This is a genomic window from Synechococcus sp. MEDNS5 (assembly GCF_014279875.1).
Taxonomy (GTDB): domain Bacteria; phylum Cyanobacteriota; class Cyanobacteriia; order PCC-6307; family Cyanobiaceae; genus Synechococcus_C.
Window position 1 is genome coordinate 1,797,282 of sequence record NZ_CP047952.1, and the last position, 14,489, is coordinate 1,811,770.

21 protein-coding genes and 2 tRNA genes are annotated in these 14,489 nt (G+C 59.2%); 13 read left to right on the forward strand and 10 right to left on the reverse strand.

The genetic code is table 11. The annotated features are described in order from the left end of the window. Window positions 1–13 precede the first annotated feature (13 nt). The 5 genes from SynMEDNS5_RS09720 to SynMEDNS5_RS09740 all read left to right on the forward strand — a co-directional run bounded on the left by SynMEDNS5_RS09720 (window position 14) and on the right by SynMEDNS5_RS09740 (window position 5,292). Entirely contained in the window at window positions 14–175 is a 162-nt protein-coding gene (locus tag SynMEDNS5_RS09720; RefSeq protein WP_186583204.1) for a hypothetical protein, read from the forward strand. A 59-nt stretch (window positions 176–234) separates the two neighbouring features. After that, window positions 235–1,512 carry a serine--tRNA ligase gene (gene serS / locus SynMEDNS5_RS09725; protein ID WP_186583205.1) on the forward strand — a complete coding sequence of 426 codons (1,278 nt, stop codon included), beginning with the start codon at window positions 235–237 and terminating at the stop codon, window positions 1,510–1,512. A 19-nt stretch (window positions 1,513–1,531) separates the two neighbouring features. Then, window positions 1,532–2,617, forward strand: a complete 1,086-nt coding sequence (gene rseP, locus SynMEDNS5_RS09730; RefSeq protein WP_186583206.1) for an RIP metalloprotease RseP — start codon at window positions 1,532–1,534, stop codon at window positions 2,615–2,617. A gap of 43 nt (window positions 2,618–2,660) precedes the next feature. Next, complete coding sequence (gene rpsN / locus SynMEDNS5_RS09735) at window positions 2,661–2,963, forward strand: 30S ribosomal protein S14 (RefSeq protein ID WP_186583207.1); 303 nt, start codon at window positions 2,661–2,663, stop codon at window positions 2,961–2,963. A gap of 163 nt (window positions 2,964–3,126) precedes the next feature. Next, a complete protein-coding gene (locus SynMEDNS5_RS09740; RefSeq protein ID WP_186583208.1) occupies window positions 3,127–5,292 on the forward strand; it encodes a polyribonucleotide nucleotidyltransferase in 2,166 nt (721 codons plus the stop codon). 12 nt (window positions 5,293–5,304) lie between these two features. Here SynMEDNS5_RS09740 and SynMEDNS5_RS09745 read toward each other — a convergent pair whose 3' ends face one another. Beyond that, window positions 5,305–6,216, reverse strand: a complete 912-nt coding sequence (locus SynMEDNS5_RS09745) for a 3'(2'),5'-bisphosphate nucleotidase CysQ (protein WP_186583209.1) — start codon at window positions 6,214–6,216, stop codon at window positions 5,305–5,307. A gap of 23 nt (window positions 6,217–6,239) precedes the next feature. On the opposite strand from SynMEDNS5_RS09745, the gene rsmI reads away from it, so the two are divergent. Together rsmI and SynMEDNS5_RS09755 are read left to right on the forward strand one after the other, a co-directional pair. Beyond that, complete coding sequence (gene rsmI / locus SynMEDNS5_RS09750) at window positions 6,240–7,106, forward strand: 16S rRNA (cytidine(1402)-2'-O)-methyltransferase (protein ID WP_186583210.1); 867 nt, start codon at window positions 6,240–6,242, stop codon at window positions 7,104–7,106. A gap of 22 nt (window positions 7,107–7,128) precedes the next feature. After that, entirely contained in the window at window positions 7,129–7,356 is a 228-nt protein-coding gene (locus tag SynMEDNS5_RS09755; protein ID WP_186583211.1) for a hypothetical protein, read from the forward strand. 1 nt (window position 7,357) lies between these two features. On the opposite strand, the gene SynMEDNS5_RS09760 is transcribed toward SynMEDNS5_RS09755, so the two are convergent. Further along, window positions 7,358–8,098 (reverse strand): helix-turn-helix domain-containing protein, encoded by a 741-nt coding sequence (locus SynMEDNS5_RS09760; RefSeq protein WP_186583212.1) that lies wholly within the window; start codon window positions 8,096–8,098, stop codon window positions 7,358–7,360. Window positions 8,099–8,166: 68 nt separating this feature from the next. Between SynMEDNS5_RS09760 and SynMEDNS5_RS09765 the strand changes: the two genes are divergently transcribed. The 4 genes from SynMEDNS5_RS09765 to SynMEDNS5_RS09780 all read left to right on the forward strand — a co-directional run bounded on the left by SynMEDNS5_RS09765 (window position 8,167) and on the right by SynMEDNS5_RS09780 (window position 10,067). Further along, window positions 8,167–8,240 (forward strand) — tRNA-Arg (locus SynMEDNS5_RS09765). Between the two features lie 442 nt (window positions 8,241–8,682). Then, window positions 8,683–8,991, forward strand: coding sequence for a hypothetical protein (locus SynMEDNS5_RS09770; RefSeq protein WP_186583213.1), 309 nt, complete (start codon window positions 8,683–8,685; stop codon window positions 8,989–8,991). 368 nt (window positions 8,992–9,359) lie between these two features. Next, window positions 9,360–9,833: a hypothetical protein gene (locus SynMEDNS5_RS09775; RefSeq protein ID WP_186583214.1), complete on the forward strand. Its 474-nt coding sequence runs from the start codon at window positions 9,360–9,362 to the stop codon at window positions 9,831–9,833. Window positions 9,834–9,998: 165 nt separating this feature from the next. Then, window positions 9,999–10,067: transfer RNA gene (locus SynMEDNS5_RS09780), tRNA-Arg, on the forward strand. Between the two features lie 901 nt (window positions 10,068–10,968). Here SynMEDNS5_RS09780 and SynMEDNS5_RS09785 read toward each other — a convergent pair. The 4 genes from SynMEDNS5_RS09785 to SynMEDNS5_RS09800 all read right to left on the reverse strand — a co-directional run bounded on the left by SynMEDNS5_RS09785 (window position 10,969) and on the right by SynMEDNS5_RS09800 (window position 12,447). Further along, window positions 10,969–11,304: a hypothetical protein gene (locus tag SynMEDNS5_RS09785; RefSeq protein ID WP_186583215.1), complete on the reverse strand. Its 336-nt coding sequence runs from the start codon at window positions 11,302–11,304 to the stop codon at window positions 10,969–10,971. Window positions 11,305–11,528: 224 nt separating this feature from the next. Beyond that, complete coding sequence (locus SynMEDNS5_RS09790) at window positions 11,529–11,726, reverse strand: hypothetical protein (RefSeq protein ID WP_186583216.1); 198 nt, start codon at window positions 11,724–11,726, stop codon at window positions 11,529–11,531. A gap of 45 nt (window positions 11,727–11,771) precedes the next feature. Then, entirely contained in the window at window positions 11,772–12,032 is a 261-nt protein-coding gene (locus SynMEDNS5_RS09795) for a hypothetical protein (RefSeq protein ID WP_186583217.1), read from the reverse strand. Window positions 12,033–12,105: 73 nt separating this feature from the next. Beyond that, window positions 12,106–12,447, reverse strand: coding sequence for a hypothetical protein (locus SynMEDNS5_RS09800; RefSeq protein WP_186583218.1), 342 nt, complete (start codon window positions 12,445–12,447; stop codon window positions 12,106–12,108). 115 nt (window positions 12,448–12,562) lie between these two features. Here SynMEDNS5_RS09800 and SynMEDNS5_RS09805 point away from each other — a divergent pair, with 115 nt between their 5' ends. Beyond that, complete coding sequence (locus tag SynMEDNS5_RS09805) at window positions 12,563–12,796, forward strand: hypothetical protein (RefSeq protein WP_186583219.1); 234 nt, start codon at window positions 12,563–12,565, stop codon at window positions 12,794–12,796. Here the strand turns inward: SynMEDNS5_RS09805 and SynMEDNS5_RS09810 are convergent. The 4 genes from SynMEDNS5_RS09810 to SynMEDNS5_RS09825 all read right to left on the reverse strand — a co-directional run bounded on the left by SynMEDNS5_RS09810 (window position 12,793) and on the right by SynMEDNS5_RS09825 (window position 14,238). After that, on the reverse strand, window positions 12,793–13,287 hold the full coding sequence (locus SynMEDNS5_RS09810) for an early protein (E6) (RefSeq protein WP_186583220.1): 495 nt from the start codon (window positions 13,285–13,287) through the stop codon (window positions 12,793–12,795). The two genes, SynMEDNS5_RS09805 and SynMEDNS5_RS09810, sit on opposite strands and share 4 nt — an antisense overlap. An 11-nt stretch (window positions 13,288–13,298) precedes the next feature. Then, window positions 13,299–13,505 (reverse strand): hypothetical protein, encoded by a 207-nt coding sequence (locus SynMEDNS5_RS09815; RefSeq protein WP_186583221.1) that lies wholly within the window; start codon window positions 13,503–13,505, stop codon window positions 13,299–13,301. 81 nt (window positions 13,506–13,586) lie between these two features. After that, window positions 13,587–13,832 carry a lactate dehydrogenase gene (locus SynMEDNS5_RS09820; protein WP_186585951.1) on the reverse strand — a complete coding sequence of 82 codons (246 nt, stop codon included), beginning with the start codon at window positions 13,830–13,832 and terminating at the stop codon, window positions 13,587–13,589. Between the two features lie 67 nt (window positions 13,833–13,899). Next, the gene (locus tag SynMEDNS5_RS09825) at window positions 13,900–14,238 is read right to left on the reverse strand and encodes a hypothetical protein (RefSeq protein WP_255440121.1); all 339 of its coding nucleotides are present in this window, start codon (window positions 14,236–14,238) and stop codon (window positions 13,900–13,902) included. A gap of 22 nt (window positions 14,239–14,260) precedes the next feature. Between SynMEDNS5_RS09825 and SynMEDNS5_RS13190 the strand changes: the two genes are divergently transcribed. Next, on the forward strand, window positions 14,261–14,392 hold the full coding sequence (locus SynMEDNS5_RS13190; protein WP_255440401.1) for a hypothetical protein: 132 nt from the start codon (window positions 14,261–14,263) through the stop codon (window positions 14,390–14,392). Window positions 14,393–14,489: the final 97 nt, after the last annotated feature.

Below are 14,489 nucleotides of genomic sequence, written 5' to 3' on the forward strand. Positions count from 1 at the left end.
AGACAGCTCGGCCGTGAACCGCTCCACAGACCTCACCACCCAACTCGCAGCAGCCTGTCTCGGCGCTGGAGTGATCACCACTGTTGCTGTGGTGCAAGGCCAGAATCCGATCACAGCCCTCGGCATCACCCTGTTTTCTGCCGTGGCGGCCGTGATGGTGGGCCAGGTTCTCTGAATCGGCCTAAGTCCCCGAAGACGGACGCGTAGGCTGCCCGCGCCGTCATTGAAATCCCTGTGCTCGATCAGCGTCTGGTGCGAGAGAACCCTGAGCTGATGGCCAGGGAGCTTGCTCGCCGCGGCTTGACGGTTGATCTGAACGGCCTGCAGGCCCTCGCCCAACAGCAGCGCGACCTCGAGGAGCAGCGCAGCAGCCTGCAAGCCGAAGGCAACCGCGTGGGCAAGGAGGTTGGCCTCAAGATCAAGGCAGGGGCTGATCCGAAGGGCGACGAAGTGGCTGAACTTCGTCAGCAGGGCAATGCCATCAAACAAAACGTGGCGGTGCTGGAGGACGAGGAACGCCAACTCGCCGCCGAGCTGAAGACCCAGCTGCTCACCTTCCCCAATCTTCCCTCGCCCGACTGTCCAGACGGCCGGGATGAGAACGACAACATCGAGGTGCGCACCTGGGGAGACCCGCGCCGGCAGGAAGGCCTTGAAGAGCACTGGGCCATCGCCGATCGCCTGGGGCTCCTCGACAGTGAGCGCTCGGTGCGGATCGCTCAGAGCCGTTTTGTGACGTTGTTCGGGCAGGGTGCTCGCCTGGAGCGGGCCCTGATCAACTTCATGCTGGACCTCCACACTGGCAAGGGGTACCGCGAAGTTCTGCCGCCGGTGCTCGTGAACAGCGCCAGCCTCACCGGGTCAGGGCAGCTGCCCAAATTCGCCGAGGAAAGCTTCCGTTGTGCAGACGACGACCTCTGGCTCACCCCCACGGCGGAGGTGCCGCTGACATCGCTTCACCGCGATGAAATCATTCCTCCGGATCAACTTCCCTTGCGCTACGTGGCTTACAGCCCCTGCTTCCGGAGGGAAGCGGGCAGCTACGGCCGGGACACCCGGGGGCTGATCCGCCTGCATCAGTTCAACAAGGTTGAGCTGTATTGGTTCGTGCACCCCGACCACGCTGACGAGGCGCATGCGGCGATCACCGCCGATGCCGAAGCTGTTCTCCAAGCGCTCGAGCTGCCTTACCGCGTGCTGGAACTCTGCACGGGTGATCTCGGGTTCTCAGCAGCGCGCACCTACGACCTGGAGGTGTGGCTTGCAGGGGCCGGGGCCTACCGGGAGATTTCCAGTTGCAGCGTCTGCGGCGATTTCCAGGCCCGGCGCTCATCCATTCGAACCAAGGACGGCAAGGCCACCCGCCTCGTGCACACCCTCAATGGCAGCGGCCTGGCCATCGGCCGCACCATGGCCGCCCTGCTGGAGAACGGTCAGCAGAGCGATGGAAGCGTGCTCTTGCCGAAGGCGCTCGTGCCTTACTTCGGTTCGGATCGTCTCCAGCCAGAATGATCCAACTGCGCGAATCCTCATGAACGTTCTGGCCTCACTGCTCGCTCTGGGGCTGCTGATCGTGATTCATGAGGCAGGTCATTTTCTGGCCGCCCGTCTGCAAGGCATCCGCGTCAACGGCTTTTCCGTGGGCTTCGGTCCAGCGCTGCTGAAAACCGAGCGCAACGGCATCACCTATGCCTTACGGCTGCTGCCACTGGGCGGCTTCGTTTCGTTCCCGGATGACGACGACAACGACCAATCCATTCCTTTGGATGATCCGGATTTGCTTCGCAACCGTCCGATTCCCCAACGCGTTCTGGTGATCAGTGCCGGGGTCTTGGCGAATCTGCTGTTGGCCTGGCTGGTGCTGGTGGGCCATACGGCCGCTGCCGGTGTTCCCGGTGATCCAGCCCCCGGCGTGATGGTGATGACGGTGCAGGACGGTGCTCCAGCAGCCCAGGCCGGGCTCAGGCCGGGGGATCGCATTGTCTCCATCGATTCCCAATCACTGGGGAGCGGCGATCCAGCGGTACGAGCGGCCGTTGAACCGATCCGCCGCAGCCCTGGCCAGAGGCTGGAGCTTGAGGTTCAGCGCGATGGGGTCGTCAGAACGCTGCGGCTCATCCCCGCTGACCAGCAGGGCACCGGTCGGATCGGCGCCCAGCTGCAGGTGGCGATGAGCGGCGGCAGCCGTCCAGTGCGGTCTCCTTTGGAAGCGATCAGCGCTGGCAGCAGGCAATTCGCCAGTCTGTTTAGCCGCACGGTGTCGGGCTACGCCAGTTTGTTTACCGATTTCGGCACCACGGCTCAGCAGGTGTCTGGGCCCGTGAAGATCGTGGAAATGGGGGCGCAGCTCTCCAGCCAGGGAGGATCCGGCCTGGCCCTGTTCCTGGCTCTGATCTCCATCAATCTTGGAGTCCTCAATGCCCTGCCCCTGCCTCTTCTTGATGGCGGGCAACTGGTCTTCCTACTGCTGGAAGGTGTGCGGGGACGGCCGCTGCCCGAGCGCTTTCAACTCGTGGTGATGCAATCCAGCCTGCTGCTCGTGCTCGGTCTCAGCGTTCTGTTGATCGTGCGTGACACCAGCCAGCTGACGGTGGTGCGCCAATTGATGGGTCAGTGAGGCAGTAAAGTTTCAGATTGAACTGCTCTTTTCCAACCGCTGCATGGCCAAGAAGTCGATGATCGCTCGCGATGCGAAGCGCAAGAAAATGGTTGAGCGCTTCGCCGCTAAGCGGTCGGCCCTGATGGCCGCCTTCAATGCAGCGGATGATCCCATGGAGCGCCTGGAAATCCACCGCAAGATTCAGGCCCTGCCCCGCAACAGCGCCCCCTCCCGCATGAGAAATCGCTGCTGGGCCACCGGTAAGCCCCGGGGTGTGTACCGCGATTTCGGACTGTGCCGTAACCAGTTGCGTGAACGCGCCCACAAAGGCGAGCTCCCCGGCGTTGTGAAGTCCAGCTGGTGATCAGCGTTCTGCTGGAACGCCAACAAAGAAAGCTTCCCGGAGGTGTCCATTCACCTCCTTTTTTTTGCCTCATACAGAACAAAATTCATCTGCACTCAGGTGATTTGACGATTCGTTCCTGCTGAATGCCAGAATCAGACTTGACAGAAAGACATAAGCACAAGTGCAAGGTCAGACACAGTCAATCTCCTTCGACGGTCGGGAGATTCGGCTGACCACGGGGCGCTATGCCCCTCAGGCCGGCGGATCCGTGATGATCGAGTGTGGGGACACCTCGGTGCTGGTCACCGCCACCCGATCCTCAGGCCGTGAAGGCATCGACTTCCTGCCTCTCATCTGCGACTACGAAGAAAGGCTGTACGCCGCAGGTCGCATCCCAGGCAGCTTCATGCGCCGGGAAGGCCGCCCCCCCGAGCGGGCCACCCTGATCAGCAGACTGATCGACAGGCCGATGCGGCCGCTCTTCCCCAGCTGGCTCCGCGATGACCTGCAGATCGTCGCCACCTGCATGTCCCTTGATGAGCGCGTACCGGCTGATGTGCTGTCAGTCACCGGCGCGTCGATGGCGACCCTGCTGGCCGGCATTCCGTTCCATGGGCCGATGGCGGCCGTGCGCGTCGGCCTGCTTGGCGACGACTTTGTGCTCAATCCCAGCTACCGCGAAATCGAGCGAGGCGATCTGGATCTGGTGGTTGCTGGAACCCCAGAAGGGATCGTGATGGTGGAAGCCGGAGCCAATCAGCTTCCCGAACAGGATGTGATCGAAGCGATCGACTTCGGCTACGAAGCGGTCTGCGAGCTGATCAAGGCTCAGGAGTCGATCCTCAAGGAGGCGGGGATCGAACAGGTGAAGCCGGAACAACCCGAAGAGGACTCCACCCTGCCGGTGTATCTGGAAAAAGCCTGCACCAAGGCGATCGGCGAAGTTCTCAGCCAGTTCGAGCAAAGCAAGGCGGATCGCGACAGCAAGCTGGACGCCATCCGCAGCAGCACCGCGGAGACGATCGAAGGGCTGAAAGAGAGCGATCCGGTGCGCAAGCTGGTGTCAGCCAACAGCAAAGCGCTTCCCACCAGTTTCAAGGCGCTCACCAAGAAGCTGATGCGTCAGCAGATCGTGAAGGACGGCAAGCGGGTGGACGGCCGCACCCTGGACCAGGTTCGCCCGATCAGTGCTGCCGCCGGGGTGCTTCCCAAACGCGTGCATGGATCAGGCCTCTTCCAACGCGGCCTGACCCAGGTGCTCTCCACCGCCACCCTGGGCACCCCCAGTGACGCGCAGGAGATGGATGACCTGAACCCCAGCACCGAAAAAACCTATCTGCATCACTACAACTTCCCCCCCTACTCCGTGGGTGAAACCAAGCCGATGCGCTCGCCTGGCCGCAGAGAAATCGGCCATGGAGCACTGGCAGAGCGGGCCATCATGCCCGTGCTGCCTGCCAAGGACACCTTCCCCTACGTGGTGCGCGTGGTGAGCGAGGTGTTGAGTTCCAACGGCTCCACCTCCATGGGCTCTGTGTGCGGCAGCACCCTGGCCCTGATGGATGCGGGTGTCCCCCTCAAAGCACCCGTGAGTGGTGCCGCCATGGGTCTGATCAAGGAAGGTGATGAGGTGCGGATTCTCACCGACATCCAGGGCATCGAGGATTTCCTTGGCGACATGGACTTCAAGGTGGCCGGCACCGACAAGGGCATCACCGCCCTGCAGATGGACATGAAGATCACCGGGCTGGCGATGAGCACCATTTCCGAGGCCATCAATCAAGCCAGGCCGGCACGCCTTCACATCCTCGAAAAGATGATGGAAGCGATCGACACACCGCGCGACGGACTCTCTCCCCATGCCCCGCGTCTACTGAGCTTCCGGATCGACCCAGAACTGATCGGCACCGTGATCGGTCCTGGTGGCCGCACCATCAAGGGCATCACCGAGCGCACCAACACCAAGATCGACATCGAAGACAGCGGCATCGTGACCATCGCCTCCCACGACGGAGCGGCGGCCGATGAAGCTCAGAAGATCATCGAAGGGCTCACCCGCAAGGTGAACGAAGGCGAAGTCTTCAGCGGTGCGATCACAAGGATTATTCCGATTGGTGCCTTCGTGGAGATCCTTCCTGGCAAAGAGGGCATGATTCACATCTCCCAGCTTTCCGAGGCGCGCGTGGAGAAAGTGGAGGATGTGGTGAAAGTGGGCGACGAGGTCACCGTGCGTGTGCGCGAGATCGACAACCGCGGCCGCATCAACCTCACCCTGCGCGGTGTGCCTCAGAACGGAGAGGACGCCGAACCCGCACCGGCCCCCACACCGGTGGCACCCCTCAACTGAAAACAGCCCGTTTCACACCGGGAACCCGGGATCAATCTCTGCCATCGCCCGTGCCGCCTGATTCTCCAGGGCGGCATGGGCTTTTCCATGACTGGCGATCAGGCAACCAGCCTGGCGGACGTCGCCGGTGTTGTAGGTGAGAAGACGGCCATCGGCATGTGTGAAAGCCCCTCCAGCAGCGAGCAAGACCGCTTCTGGAGCCGCCATGTCCCAGTCCTTCGGGGCACTCTTGCCAGAGAGAGAGATGTACACATCAGCCTCTCCGCGCAGGATCGTGGCCACTTTGCAGCCGACGCTGCCCACAGCTTTGGAGCTGCCCAGGGGCAAAGCATCGATCAAACGTTCCAGACGATCATCCCGGTGGCTGCGGCTGGCCACGAGCACCAGATCGTTGGTGCGGTCACTGAAGCGCACGGGGCTGCGCTCGGCAGGACGATTCTCGCACCAGCTGCCCTGGCCCACCACACCGAACCAGAGCTCATTGGCCTCTGGAAGCAGCACCACCCCCAGCACCGGACGCTCCCCCTGCACGAGAGCCAAATGCACGGCGTATTCCCCCGTGCCTTGCAGGAAATCCTTGGTGCCGTCGAGGGGGTCGAGGATCCAGAGCCACTCAGCGGGTAGGCGCTTGCCCGGAGTGAGCTGCTCTTTGGCGGTCTCCTCGCTCAGCAAGGTCCACCCGGCATCCGGGAATGCCGAGCGCAAGCCATCGAGAAGCCACTGATTCACGGCCAGATCCGCCGCTGAAACAGGGCCTTCACCGCCATCTTCAACACTGAGAGCCCTGGGAAAACCGTGAGGGGGCTGCTCACCGCGGGCGTAGGCCCGGAGGATATCGGCCGCACCCCAACAGAGCGGGCGCAGGGCCTCGAGCAGTTGGGTTTGATCGATGCCGGCAGGAAGGGTCGGAGCAATCGGCATCATGGAGAGATCTTGGCGGAGCCATTGTGAAGCAGCGGGCCGAGCCTGATGCCGGAGTGCTTTATGTGGTCGGCACCCCGATCGGGCACCTCGGCGACCTCTCCCCACGCGCCCGGGCTTTGCTGATCGCGGTGGACACCATCGCCTGTGAAGACACCCGCCACAGCGGCCAGCTCCTCAGCGCCCTGGGATCCCAGGCGAGGCGCTGCAGCTTCCACCAGCACAACACCCACGCCCGCATCCCCCAGCTCCTGGAGGAACTGGGGGATGGCCGCAGCGTTGCTGTAATCAGTGATGCTGGCCTGCCGGGCATCAGTGACCCTGGAGAGGAGCTGGTGATGGCAGCCCGAGAGGCGAAGCATGCGGTGATTTGCATCCCAGGCCCCTGTGCCGCCACCACAGCGCTGGTGAGCAGCGGCCTTCCCAGCGGTCGTTTCTGCTTCGAGGGTTTCCTGCCCTCCAAAGGCCGGGAACGCAAGGAGCGCCTGATGGAACTTGCCGCTGAGCAGCGCACAACGGTGCTGTACGAAGCCCCCCATCGCCTGCTCAAACTGCTGCAGGAGCTCTCGGAGCACTGCGGTGGCGACCGGCCGCTGCAAGTGGGCCGGGAGCTCACCAAGCGCCATGAAGAGCAGGTGGGTCCCAGTGTGAATGCCGCCTTGGAGCATTTTGCCCAGCACGCTCCCCAGGGGGAATTCACCCTGGTGCTCGGAGGGGCCACGCCCACTGAAGTGCCCCAGTACAGCGAAGAGCGCTGCCTCGAAGAGCTGCGCGAGCTGATCAACCAGGGCCTGAAAGCCAGCGAAGCGGCGAGGGAGCTGGCCCCGACCAGCGGACGCAGCCGCAGAGAGCTTTATGCGCTTTTGCATGAGGCGGAAAAGCAGGCAGACTGACGAGGCCTCGATGGTTGGCGCCATGCTGCTGCGCCTGCGTCTGCTGATGTTCACCTTGGGCGGGGGTGCAGCCCTGCTGGTGGTGCTTTGCCTCGGAGCTCAGAATCTGGGAGATCGCTACCGCCTGAACCTGGGGGTGGGCTCCACCGCACCTCTGCCGGCAGGCTTTGTGGTGGGCGTCAGTGCCGTTCTCGGTCTGCTCGGAGGCGGCAGCCTCACGGCCTTGCTGCTGCCAAACTCCAGACGCTGAATCAGGCGTCGAGCGCGTAGAGCGCACCCTCCACCAGCAAGCGGGTGATGCCTCGGGCCACCAGGTGGCGCGTGGTGATGGCAAATACCTGGGTATCAGGCACCTTGATCACACGTTGGCTGCGGCCGCACTGGCGTTTCGCTGTGCGCGGACTGGTGAACAGGCAAAGCGCCTGCAGCGACTGCTCTTCAGGATCAGCCATACCCAGCTCAGGAAAATCGCTGAGCGGCCGCGGATCCAGTTCAACCGTCTTGTCCACCAGCATGTAAACACTGTCGGGAAGCACTCCGGCTTCAAACGGCAGGCAATGCACCTGCTGAGTGTTCACCTGGGGCAGGTCAACGGGGAGCACCGCCACCTCATGGAACTCCTCCCCACCTGGGAACCCTTCTCCAGACTCCTCATCAGCGAGGGCCTCCGGTTCATCGGCCCCAAAATCATCGGCGTCATCCAGAGCCAGACCTGACGAAGCCTCGTCCTCTCCCTCGGGGCTGGCTGGATCCTCAACAGACACCTCAATCGGAACCTCAGGCTGCCGCTGAGGCTGTGGCAATGAAGCCCCGCGAGCACGGGAGGCTTTGAGGGCGCTGTACTCCTCCTCCGAGAGCAAGGCGCGCACCGTGCGACTCACCGTGTTGGCACTGCAGGCAAAGGCATCCGCCAGAGCGACACTGGGCTCACCCTTGCGGTAGCGATCCAGGAGCTCCTGCTTCTGACTGTCGTTAAGCCGGCTTGGAGCCATCGCCTGCACTGCACAGCTTCCAAGAGTAGGCGGCGCTGTCGGGATTGACTGCAAGAATGGTCCCGCGAGCTCCCTTAGCTCAGCTGGATAGAGCAACTGCCTTCTAAGCAGTCGGTCGTGTGTTCGAATCACACAGGGGGCGTTAATCACAGCAAGGGGTTTCAGCGAAAGCTGAGCCCTTTTTTCTTATTTGTTGCTTTGTGTGGCCCAAAGCGTGGCCCAAGTTGTCCTAGTGTTGATTATTCCCCAAAAGCTGGATGTGCCAGCGGCTTTCAAAGGCTTATTGGCCATGGCACGAGCAACAGCAGCTGAGATCACCGACCGCAGCCCGTGAACGCTGCAAGCAACTCCTCGTTTCGGGCGTGCGGTGGGCTTCTCTAATACTCAGGACGATGGCTGGGCAACTCCGAGATGGGCCCAGGTCGATAACTGCAGCGGAGGCCGTAAACCAACCATTACAAAGCGGCTTCGTAATCAAACAACCGTCCCCATTGAATAGACCTTGCGCCGATTATTTTGCAGACTGGTAACAGTCGCTCTCTCGTCTATGTCGCCTGGCCCCGCCAGTCAAAACGTCACAGGAAATGAAACTACTAACAGCACTAGCACCAGCAGTATTACTTGTTGGTGTAATAAGATGTTCTAACTACACATCAGAAAGACAAGCAATGGATGCGTGTCTTGAGTGGAAAGCAGACGAAGTAATAATCGATTACGGCAAACCTTCATATTCAGGCTATCAAAGAAAGGCATATTCAAGAGCCTGTGAGAGAGAGGCAATGACGAATCAAGTACTAGGTCTAATGAACAAAACAATGGAGAGAGGAGAGTGGAAAGAAGGCTTGAAAGAAGGAAAGAAAGAAGAAGTCAAGAACTTCCGCTACAACTTTTAAGAGTGCACAATTTGGAATCATCTGCGGAAGCGTTCGACCTTGCCTCTAAGCGGGGTGTGAACTGCATGAAAGCCCTCCAGTCGTTATTTGATAAGGACCCAATTCGGACGATAGCTGAGCTGGGTTTAAGCATCGCCGGTTGGTCGATCTTGATGGAACGAGCGTTGGTGTTCGCCGCACTCGAATACAGCCACATTGACGAGCCAGAGTCGACTTATTCTCGATAAAAGTTGGTTTTCTGCTCGTTGACTAGAAGGTAGGAAAGTTGCATGAAGGATGTAATTGGCCTGCAAATCAGTGATCAAATCCGGAACAACCTTAAGCCCATTGCTGATGTGTTGCGGTCAGATCACCAGCAGCCCTAGGAGATGCACAGCCGGTCTCTGTACTCAATGGATGATCTCAAGATCGTCCGGTTTGGCCTTAACGCCGACTTCATTGAGAGCAACGGCCTGTTGTGGATCGATGGGCTGGAAACGTCTAGCGGGAAGGATCTTTCTGATCCAAACCACAAGGACCACCGCAAGCCTCACGTCCAGCAATACCTGTCAGAGCATGGCGCCCGCAAGGTTGAAGCCAACGCTTTGATCACACGGCCAAGCGCTGCACAGGAGCTAATCACTGAGGTGCTCGATCAATACATCGACGCCGATGGTGTGAGGCGCTGGGAGGAGGCGAACCAGAAGGCATCCAATGAGGCAGGTGAGTGCGTTGATCACATGATCAAGATGTTCACCTTTCTCGATGCCCAGGGCTGGCTGTACAGCGGCCACAACTTGTCCGCTGCTGCTGAGGTCCATCGCGCCAAGACGTTGCTCCCTGGGGCGGACGTCGACATTTGAACCACATCCATCAGAAGCCAAGTTGCCAAGACACCATCGACTGACTGCCTCAAAAGCAGTCGGTTTTTAAAACTGGAGACACCCCACAAGATGTCTCCAGAAACACCCCATCTCGGGGCGCCCTAGGGTTCCCTCCAACATTTAATTCCTCGTCATAGCCTTGAAAACCCTTGGTATGACTGGAGAATTAATTGCCTTCTAAGCAGTCGGTCGATGGTTCGAATCCATCAGGGGGCGTCACCAAAAGCCAGTCACAGCAATGCTTCTTAGAAACACTCTGGGCAGCATGGCAAAACCTGTGCAAACAAATACTGGCCATTTTGCAAACGCATCTGCAAACTGTTTGCAGCTTCAAAACGACCCTTCAATGCCCAGATCCACGCCTAGATGGGCTCAGGCGCTACGCGAAACGCTGAAGGGAACGGTTGGCCAGAGATGGCGGGTGCATCCCCCCAACTGGGTTAGAGGCTCACCCCAAGGTGCCAACCGACCAGCCTGTCGGTTTCGTCTGTCGTGAGGATTGGGTTCAGCCCGTCGAGCATCAGCTCAATCACTGCTGGTTCACCGCGTAGGAGTGGATTGAGCAGAAAGCCCCCAAGACGCAGGAGCTAACGACGGGCCGATGGGAAGGCTTTCCCGTAACGAGATTGAGAGACAAAAAGTGCTATCTGATACTTCAACTGCTGTTCAACGATGGCCATAGTTAATTCAGTTCACGGACTGACCAAATGGACCTCAAACGCAAGAGCTGCCAAGAATTAAACAATCAACTGGCTGTTTACAAAGAGACTCATAACACCAACGGAACAGATGCTGTCTTACGCCAGATGGCTCACGAACACTGCCCCATTCAAACACCAGGCTTATCGGATCGCTGACCACACACCTGGGGCTGTCTGAGGGTCTTTCTGGGTCAGTGCGATGCTGGGCTTAAGTACTTCGTAACGTGGCTTGCGCAGCTGACTGAGTCAAAAGAAGAATTTTTACGTTCTAGCAACAAAAAACCCCGCCATTGCTGACGGGATGCATGTAACGTTGCGAGATAGATAGCGACAACAAAGCACCTTGTTTTTCCCCTTGTTGGGTCTTGCATCGCTTTCATCTTTAGGACTTACGGATTCCTGGACGATGGCGATTACCACTCAGATCCGTATAGCTTTGAATAGATTTTATACGTCGTATCATTATCAAGACCTGAGACCGCAAGATAAGTCACGCCTAGTTTTTGGTCGCATCCAATTTCTACCACCATGTATTCATTTTCATGGTAAGCAGTCACATACGCCATTCTCTCTTTTTTGTCAACCTCAAGTGATTTATTGAATCCGTTCGTTTTTAGCAAAGTCTTTGCCCCTCCGATGCATTCTTCCAAGTTTCCGCTATAGCCAAAAACACCTGTGTAGAGATGAGGTCTTGCTTCAACTGAGCTCGAAGTGAAAAGTGCTGCACCAACAACAGCGGAAGCACTCAAGAAATTGAAGAGTTTCATCTGAAATTTACGTGCGTGAAGGCATTCCTTAGGCCTGCACACTAGAGCGATGATTCTACACCCCAACTGGGTTACAAGGCAATCCCCATCTGCCATGACAGGCGATCTTCACCCCCATCGCGGGGCTCCATCGAGTTCAGCCACAAGCGTCTCCATCACCGCCAGAGCTTCAATGTTTGCCAAGGCCTTCTGAGCCTGGGCCGCCATCACTCGCCCATGGGGAGCGCATTCAGAAACGAGGGAGGCCCCTCTGACGCATCAACCTTCGCCCGCGCCATGCAGGCGTTGATACGCTCGCTGATACTTGCCATGCCTTCCGTTTCTGATGCCATGGCAGGGGTGATGCTGCTCAGAAGCAGGCGTTTGAGCGCAGCGGTGGCGGCTTCAAGAGTGGGAGTTGTCATTCAACCATTGTGGACAAGAGTGGTTCCGATGCCAGCGATGGCTGATTAATCGCCAAAACCAGACGCACGCTTTTTGGGCTTCCTCTTTGATGGCGTTTCTGCGACACGATCCGACGTGATTTCCGCTGTGGCGTCGTTAAAGATCAGCCCATCGAGCCAAACGGTAATGATATAAACGACAATCAAAACAGGGATGATGACGCCCCATTCGTTGGGAAATTCATAGGGAATTTGCCTGACCCCATAGATCGCCAGGTATCCGGTAATCAGCGTGAAAACAAATCGCCTGATGGTGGATGGGTTCAACGCGCCGATGCCTTTGAAAGACAGTCAGTCTCCCACCAACGACCCATGGTTGGGGCGTTGGTGGGATTCAGGGTCAAAACTTCCTGGGATAGGGAGGGTTACCGGCAAGCTCGATGTTGATTTCTCTGCAGATGTTCATCCATGCACCCAGCCCGAAATTGACACCCATCGGGCCATCGATGAACTCCTGAAACTGCTCGGCTGTGATGCCTTCACGCACTTCCCAGATGCAGAACGCCGGTCCCTCTGGACCAACAGGGCAAAAGGCGTGGTTATAAAAACCAGCCTCGAGATTCTTGGCAACAGCGTCATCCCAACCGCCACCAGGAGCCATGGCTGTTTGCGCAGCCTGCCACCACTGCGCAGCCTTGCCCGCGCGGAATTCATGGTGAACGTGGAAGAACTTGGATGCCATGGATCTGTGCTGCTGGTATCGCCTCTCTACGCGCTTCAAAAAGGATCTGCAAGTCGCCGAGCCGACAGAGGCTCAATCACAGGCGAAACTTGTCTCAACTTGACGTTGGCTCCCCGTGAATTTTTTCTCCCTTCCCTTTCTGATCCAGTGGTTGTTCACCTGGCTGATCCTGAACTGGGGGGCTTCGTTGGCACTGGGGAGCGACGGAGAAGCCAATACAGGCCTTGGGCAACCACGGCGACGTCGGCCGCTCGCGAGCCAGCAACCCAAATTCATCATTCACGCGCTGTTGATTGAGTTCGCCATCGATTGGTTCTGGATGAGCATGCCCGACTCCCTCTGGAACTAATCAGACCCCGAAGAAGGCGCTTCAGTCAGCGCTGAGGGCCTCTGACCAGCACAAGCCAGGCATCCCCCATTGATGCGATAAGGCGCCAGATGATTGCGCAGGCAGCGCGTCCCCCGGAAAAAGAGCACCTGGCCGAGCTCCCGCGCGTGGGCATCCGTCAACGCCAGCCTGAGCCAGCTGTCTGGCACCTGGCCTTGCAATGCGCTCCTGTTGCGATGCGCCTCCTCCCGCCGCTCCTGCTCATCGCGATCATTCCGTACCTGGACCGCCTCAACCTGCAGCTCCCGAGCGCACGCAAGGCACGCGATCACGACCGGTTTCTTACGACTGGTGTTGTGCGAGAGCTTGTCTCCAGGGACCTCCCGCTCTCGACCACAGGAGCAACGGCACCACCAGAAGACATTCCCGCCCTTGGTGCGCCGCTCTGAAAGCCGCAGCACCGTGAGCTTGCCGTACACCTCGCCGACACGATTTCGGGGTTGCGATGGCATTCAAACCATGGTCAGTGAACCAAGGCATCAGCACGGGCTGCCAACAGGATCGATCCCGTTTGATGCACCTGCCCGTTCTGTTCCCACTTACGCCTGAAATCCTTGAGGATCCCCTCCCGCACAGGTGGGATGGCCACAAGCCCAAGCCCCAGGGCGAGGAGCAGAACAATCAGCACCGTGCGTTCCCTTGAGTTGGTGGCGTTTGGATCCTGATCCATGCAATCAAAGCGCGCCAATTCATGCTGATCGAGTTCTGGCCGGGCGTCCAGAGGATTGTCAGGGGTGCCTCCCCCTGCGGCTCAGGTCTGATTGCCACCCAGCATGTCGTCGTAGCCCTCGTAGGGGTTGTATTCAGCCCAGCCTGGACTGGCCTGATCGAGCAGGCCGTACTCGCCATCGATCATGTCGGCCCTGGTGTTGCCATAGGGAACCGTGTTGCAGGTGATGCCACCCCCCGCTGCCGGCTGGCAATCATCGAAGCGGATCTGTGCATCCACCGTGCCCGCCAGAAGCGCACCGGCCAGTGTAATGCCGGAGAAGGACATCAAGATTGCCTTCATGACGGATAGCGCAGTTGGGCTCCAGTTTGCCCTTGATCGCTGCGATCTGCCCCTACAGCCCCCGACAGGCACGGGCACTGGCCTGAAGGGTGTCAAAGACCCGCTCCCCGCGCCCTTGGGAGAGCTGAACCATCACAACATCAGCCTGCAGGCCCAGCAACAGGGTCTGGCAGGGATAACGATCGGCCCTGGCGGCTCGGCGCTGCAGCTGTTCAGTGAGATCCAGGGCCTGATCGCAGCGGGTCGGATCCCCCGTGGAGAAGCAGGCCCTCAGGACCGGCTGAATCGTCTCCAGCCCCCCCGCGCTTACCGGACGGATCAGAGCCACCATCCCCAGAGCAATACCCATCCCGAGAGAACGCATCCCCAACCGGTCAGCAGATCGACGCATCCTCCTGAGAGAATGATCGGGATTGATCGCTGACTGGATGTACACCGACTGGACCGCCGTCGCCCTGCTGCTGTTCACCAGCGTTCCCCTGCTGGCTGTGGTGGCCACCGCCACCTTCTTCATCTGGCAGCAGCGGAAGAAGCAACTGCGTTGATGCCCTTGGATGCTGGCTGATCAAGCCGTGACTCGATCTCAGCATCCTCAGCCCCGTTGCAGCCTTGCCCCAAACAGGCCAGACAGGTGCGGAACTG